This is a genomic window from Streptomyces sp. NPDC049597 (assembly GCF_040675505.1).
GTDB lineage: Bacteria > Actinomycetota > Actinomycetes > Streptomycetales > Streptomycetaceae > Streptomyces.
In genome coordinates, this window is record NZ_JBFAOY010000068.1 from 1 (window position 1) to 6,257 (window position 6,257).

Below are 6,257 nucleotides of genomic sequence, written 5' to 3' on the forward strand. Positions count from 1 at the left end.
GGGGGGGGGGGGCGCCGCTCCCCCCCGCGGGGACCGTCCGCGGCGCGTGGGCGTGGCTTGCGGGCCGGCCTGCCGCCACCCCCCCCCCGCGGGGGCCCCCCCCCCCCCCCGCGGCTGGGACCACGGACGGCTCACCGCACGGCATCCACCTCGAGGGCGGGCGCGTCGGACGGGCCCACGGGCATGGCCAGCGGCCTGAACTCGACAACGGGCCGCCTGGGCGCACGGTGGCCGGTCAGGATCCGTTCGGCCTCCTTGACCCGCCTGCTGAACCAGATGACCTTGCCCTCGTCCGTGCCGCACGTGCCCCAGCTGTCGCTGAGCCTGGCGACCGTGGCGAGCCCTCCCCGCGACGGGGAGGAGGTCCGCACCGGTGGCAGGCACCGGTCCCGGTCGGACACGGACGCCACCAGCCGGCGACCGGTCCAGCGCAGCTCGACCACACAGGTCTTGTCGCCGCTGACGTGCTGCACGACGTTGTCGACGAGTTCGTCGACGGCGCTGCAGACGGCATTCACATGGTGCTCAAGGCTCCAGTACCTCAGATGCGCCGCGAGAATGCGCCGGATCTGGGGAATGCGCTCTGACGATGCCGCCACTTCCATTCTGTAGTGGCAGGCAACCGGAACATTCATGACCGTGGCTCCTCACCGCGACGGCCCTTCATTCGCAGGATGGCCCCCGAGTACGAAGAGTGAGCCCTTGTCGCTTCTGGGTCACCATCAGGGTGCCTGCACCCGGCGCGTCCCGCAACACGCGCGGCGGGCACCCGCTCGGCGCAAGCCCGCCCCGGGGGCCTGCGCCGTTCACCCGGCGACTGCGCCGGCCGGGTGCAGGGCGTGTCGGGACCGCTTGCGGGAACCCGGCTGCGGTCGTCGCCCGGCGAGTGAAGGAGTCGCTGACCGCGTTGTTCAGGGCGGGGACCGAGACGTGCCGCGCGGCCGAACGGGTGGTTCCGTCACGACGGTTGACCCTCGACCTCAAGGGCGCGGGCGTACGCGCCGAACCGCTCGACGGCCTGACGCGCGACACGGTCACGGCGCTGCGACGCGGGAGTGGGCCGGTGCCTGCGGCCCGGCCGGCCGCCGACGGCCGGCGGCCGGGCTCACCGGTCCGCCGGGACCTCGCCGCGCCGGGGGAGCCGCGAGGCGAGCAGGCCCCCGGCGAACCCGGCGACGAGCCCCCAGCCGGCGCCCAGCCCGACCGTCTGCCACAGGTGCGGCCGCAGGAACACCTCGCCCGCGAGGTCGCCGCCGAGGTCTCCGAAGCCGAGGACGGACAGCCCGTAGTGCGCGGTGAGGCGCGCGAGCAGACAGACGCTCAGGACCGTGAGCGCGAGCGCGACGGCCATGCGCAGGGCGTGCCCGGGGGGCCGTACGCGGGCGGGTGAGCGCACCGCCGTCAGGACCGCGGCGGCCAGGACCAGCGCCGCGGCCACGACGAGCAGCCACCAGGCCCGGCCGTCGCGTTCGGTGAGCGCCCCCAGGTCGAGGGTGGAGACGTCCCCGGCGCGCAGCACCTCGTCGAGAAGTCCCGGCATCGGCAGCGCGAACGGACCCTGCACCGTGCCCTCCCACGAGCCGCCGAGCCCGATCGTGAACGCCAGCCACACCAGATTCGGCAGGCCGAGGAGGATCACGGCGAAGGTGTCGGCCGGGTGGCCACGGGTCGCGGCGACGACGAGACCGATGACGAGGCCGATGGCGAGCGCCGCGAGCAGCAGGGCGACCATCGCGTACGCGGCGGGGCGCACCGCTTCCTGGAAGCGCAGCAGACGGGCGGGCAGCGGCGCGCCGCGGGAGATGAGCAGGGCCAGGGCCAGCACGCCCAGGAGCCACAGCAGTCCGATGACCAGGGTCTGCGGCACCTCGGTGCGGAAGCCGACGCGTGGGGTGGCGTCGAACAGCTCCTCGATCAGGCCGGCCGTGGGGTCGTCGAACGGGATGGTGAAGGTGTGGCGGGCCAGTACGCCGAGGCCGACGAGGCCGAGGAGCCAGAACACGGCCAGCCGCAGGGCCCACCCGGCGAGTTCGGGCGCGGAGGCGACGGCCCGGTTGCGCAGCGGCCGCAGGAACCCGGCGGCCACGGTGAGGGCGCCGACGACCGTCACGGACAGGGGCACCGCGGTGAGGGCGGCGTCCGTCTCGGCGATCACCCCGGCCTCGCCCGAGATCTCGATGGAGCCGCCGACGGCCATGACGACGGTGGCCGCCAGGACGTCGGCGAAGGCGCCGTCGGGCAGGTCGGCCGCGCCGGCCGCCCACAACCCGAGCGCGGCGGTGACCGCCATGACCACGAGACCGGCGAGAACGGTCAGGAGCGCGTGGGGCCAGCCGTGGGCAGCGCGTGCCGTACCGGCCGGCTTCGTCGTTGCTTGCTGACTCACGCTGCCACGCTAAGCAGGCCCGGATCGCCGCGCGCCCCGGGTGGGCCGACCGCGTGCCCGTGACGGGACACGTCCGAGGACCGTCCCGCACGGCAGCGGGCACGATCCGGCATGGGCCGTATAGCGCACAACTGCCTGTGCGGCAAGGGGGCGTGAGCCGCTGACAGGGAGCGTGGCTGTGGGCCGCCTCACCATTCCTGTCGCGCCAGCCGGTTTCTACTGTGACCGCATCCACCGATGCGGGAGGTCCGGATGTCGCAGCGCATGAGTCCCCGGCCGCGGGGACCGATGTCCGCCGGACGGCTGGTCGCGGTGCTCGCCGTGCTGCTCGGGTGCCTGTGGGCCGTCCCCGTTCCCGCCGCGTACGCGGCCGTCTCCCTGGAACGGGTCACCGGCTTCGGCAGCAACCCGGGCGATCTGGCCATGTACGTCCACCGGCCCGCGTCCCTTCCGGCCGATCCCGCGGTCGTCGTCGCCCTGCACGGCTGTACGCAGAGCGCCCAGGTCTACGCCGACAACTCGGGGCTCGCGGCATTCGCCGACCGCCATGGCTTCCTGCTGGTCCTCGCCCAGACGTCGGCGTCGAACAACCCCAACAGCTGCTTCAACTGGTTCCAGGCGGCGGACAACCGCCGCGGGCAGGGTGAGGCCGCCTCCGTCCGGCAGATGGTCGCGCACGCCGAGAGCGCCTACGGCGCCGACCCGTCCCGCACCTTCGTCACCGGGCTGTCGGCCGGCGGTGCGATGACCGCGGTCGTCCTCGCCGCCTACCCCGACGTGTTCGAGGCGGGCGCCGTGATCGCCGGCATCCCGTACGACTGCACGAGGGACACGGGACCGTTCACCTGCATGAACCCCGGCACCGACCGGACGCCCTCGGCGTGGGCGCAGCGGGTGCGCGACGCCTACCCGTCGTACACCGGGCCGTGGCCCCGGGTGGCGATCTGGCACGGGGACGACGACACCACGGTCGTCCCGATGAACGCCGGTGAGCTCAGGGACCAGTGGACGGCCGTGCACGGGCTCGGCCAGGTCCCCGACCGGACCGGAACCATCGGGCCGAACGGGACCCGGCGCGAGCAGTACCTGGACGGCGGCGAGGTCGCCGTCGAGGTGGACCGGGTGCCGTCGACCGGGCACGGCACGCCGGTGGATCCGGGCAGCGGCCCCGAGCAGTGCGGGGCGGCCGGCACGCCGCACTTCATCGACTCGATCTGCTCCAGCCACTGGGTGAGCGAGTTCTTCGGCCTCGCGGGCGACGGCGACGCGGGCGCTCTGCCCGCACCGGGCGGCCTCGCGGCCACCGGAGCGGACGACCGCTCGGTGTCCCTGCGCTGGGACTCTGTCGAGGGGGCGGCCGGATACGCCCTGTACCGCGACGGCGCCCGGATCGCCGCCCCCGTCGGCACCTCGCACACCGACACCGGCCTGGCTCCCGGCACCTCGTACGCCTACAGCGTGGCCGCACGGGACACGCAGGGAACCGAGGGTGTCCGCTCCGGCGCGGTCACGGCGTCGACCACCGGCGAGGCCGCGGCCTGCTGGACGAGCGGCAACTACGCGCACGTCCAGGCGGGCAGGGCGACCACCGCGGGCGGCTACGCCTACGCCAAGGGTTCCGGCCAGTACATGGGCCTCAACAACACGTTCGTCACCCACACGCTCAAGGAGTCGCCGGCCGGCTACTTCGTCGTGGCCGACGGCTCCTGTCCCTGACCCACTCCCCCTGACTCCCCCGACTCCCCCGACTCCCCCGACTGCCAGGAGGCTCCTCCGTGCTGTCCGCTCCACCGTCCCGCACCGCATCCGCCCGCCCGCGCCGCCGTGTGCGTGCCCTGTCCCACCGGACCGCCCGCGCCGCGGCCGTGGCCGCCCTGCTCGTCGGTTCCGTCGCCGTCCCGGCCGCGGCCGCCCCGGACTCCGGCGACGGGCACTGCGCCCGGATGGGCGCCCTGCGCGTGCCGGGCGCCGGGCATCAAGAGGTCTCCTGTCTCGGCGAGTTGACGACGGCCGGGACGATCGCCTCCGGCCACACCGATGCGGCGGACTGGGCCGGGCTCACTCCCGCGGGCCTGCCCACGCCGAGCGGTGTGCCGGGCATCCAGATCGACGGCTGGTTCCCCGACGACTCGACTGGCAACACCAACCACGGCTGGAACCATGACTCCCAGTTCGTCGTCAGGCTCCCCGACCGCTGGAACGGCGGTCTGGTCGTGGCCGGTTCGCCGGGTGTGCGGGAGCAGTACGCCAACGACCGGGCGATATCGGACTGGGTGCTGTCCCGCGGCTACGCGTTCGCCGCGACGGACAAGGGCAACACCGGCGCGGCGTTCCACCGTGACGGCGACCGGCCCGGCGAGGCGATCGCCGAGTGGAACGAGCGGGTCACCCAGCTCACCCGGGCCGCCCGCGCGGTCGTCGCCCAGCGCTACCAGCGGGCGCCGTCGCGCACGCTGGCCACCGGTATGTCCAACGGCGGCTACCTGGTGCGCTGGCAGCTGGAGAACCATCCGGAGCTGTACGACGGCGGCGTGGACTGGGAGGGCAATCTGTGGCGTGCCGAGGGCCCGAACCTGCTCACGTTCCTGCCGCCGGCGCTGCGCAGCTATCCCGTGTACGCGGCGGGCGGTGAGGGTGCCGAGCGGGCGCACCGCGAGATGCTGGCGGCCGGGTATCCGGCGGGCTCGGAGTTCCTGTGGTCCTTCCACCACCGGTACTACTGGGACCTGACACAGCGCATATACCGCGAGGAGCTCGACCCGCACTTCGACGGCGCGACGGAGGCCGGGACCCCGTTCTGCGCGCCCGGGACCTCCGCGTGCGACGCGGACTACGTGTACGCGGACCGGCCCCGCGAGGTGGCCGACGCGGTCGAACGGATCGCGCTGACAGGGCGGATCGGCAAACCGCTGATCACCCTGCACGGCACACTCGACGTGCTGCTGCCCATCGGGAAGGACTCCGACGTGTACGCGGGCATGGTGCGCGACGCGGGCCGCGGGGAGCTGTTCCGGTACTACCGCGTCGAGGGCGGCACGCATGTCGACTCGCTCTACGACGCCTTCCCGGACCGGCTGCGGCCCCTGACCCCGTGCCACCGCTCGGCGTTCACCGCTCTGGAGGACTGGATCGGGGACGGCAGGGCGCCCGCGCCGAGCCGTACCGTTCCGCTGCCGAGCGCGGGCGAGGGCGACGGACGCGATCTGGTGAGCCGCTGTTCGCTCGGCGGCTGAGGGCGGCGGTCCTCCGCCCTGGCGTTCCGGTTACCGAGGGGTAAGAATGCCCTCCATGGCATCCTCACTCGGCATCGGCGCACCCGTCCCCGACTTCACCCTCCCCGGTGGAATCCTGACCGGAGGTGCGGACGGCAGGTTCGAACGGCGCGACTTCACGCCGCGAGAGCACCGGGGCCGGCCGCTGGTCCTCGCCTTCTACCCCGGTGACGAGACCCCGGTGTGCACCAAGCAGCTGTGCTCGTACTCCAGCGGTCTGGAGACGTTCACGGACGTCGGCGCCGAGGTGTGGGCGATCAGTCCGCAGGGCCTGGACAGCCACGAGGCGTTCGCCCGCAGGCACGGGCTGCGGATGCCGCTGCTCGCCGACACCGACCGCGCGGTGGCGCGGGCGTTCGGTGTCGCGGCGCCGGGTATCGGGCTGCGCCGTTCGGTGTTCCTGGTGGCCGCCGACGGGACGCTGCACTGGAAGCACGTGGGCCTGTTCGGGGCGACCTTCCAGTCGGCGGACACACTGGCCCGCCGCCTCACGGGCCGGCCCGGGTCGGGAGGGGGCGGGGCGGGGGGGCGGGGGGGAGGCGGCCCCCGGCCGACCCCCCCGCCCGCACCCGAACCGGCGGAGGCACCACCCCCCCGAT

4 protein-coding genes and 1 pseudogene are annotated in these 6,257 nt (G+C 74.2%); 3 read left to right on the forward strand and 2 right to left on the reverse strand.

Annotation, left to right across the window (positions count from 1 at the left end):
* Positions 1–131: 131 nt before the first annotated feature.
* Entirely contained in the window at positions 132–605 is a 474-nt protein-coding gene (locus AB0K02_RS33795; RefSeq protein ID WP_365996440.1) for an ATP-binding protein, read from the reverse strand.
* Positions 606–1,105: 500 nt separating this feature from the next.
* On the reverse strand, positions 1,106–2,386 hold the full coding sequence (locus tag AB0K02_RS33800; RefSeq protein ID WP_365996438.1) for a streptophobe family protein: 1,281 nt from the start codon (positions 2,384–2,386) through the stop codon (positions 1,106–1,108).
* A gap of 288 nt (positions 2,387–2,674) precedes the next feature.
* Between AB0K02_RS33800 and AB0K02_RS33805 the strand changes: the two genes are divergently transcribed.
* The 3 genes and pseudogenes from AB0K02_RS33805 to AB0K02_RS33815 all read left to right on the forward strand — a co-directional run.
* Complete coding sequence (locus AB0K02_RS33805) at positions 2,675–4,102, forward strand: PHB depolymerase family esterase (protein ID WP_365996439.1); 1,428 nt, start codon at positions 2,675–2,677, stop codon at positions 4,100–4,102.
* Between the two features lie 119 nt (positions 4,103–4,221).
* Positions 4,222–5,619: a tannase/feruloyl esterase family alpha/beta hydrolase gene (locus tag AB0K02_RS33810; RefSeq protein ID WP_365996441.1), complete on the forward strand. Its 1,398-nt coding sequence runs from the start codon at positions 4,222–4,224 to the stop codon at positions 5,617–5,619.
* Positions 5,620–5,674: 55 nt separating this feature from the next.
* Positions 5,675–6,166 (forward strand): annotated as a pseudogene (locus AB0K02_RS33815) (peroxiredoxin); the annotation flags it as partial.
* Between the last annotated feature and the right edge of the window lie 91 nt (positions 6,167–6,257).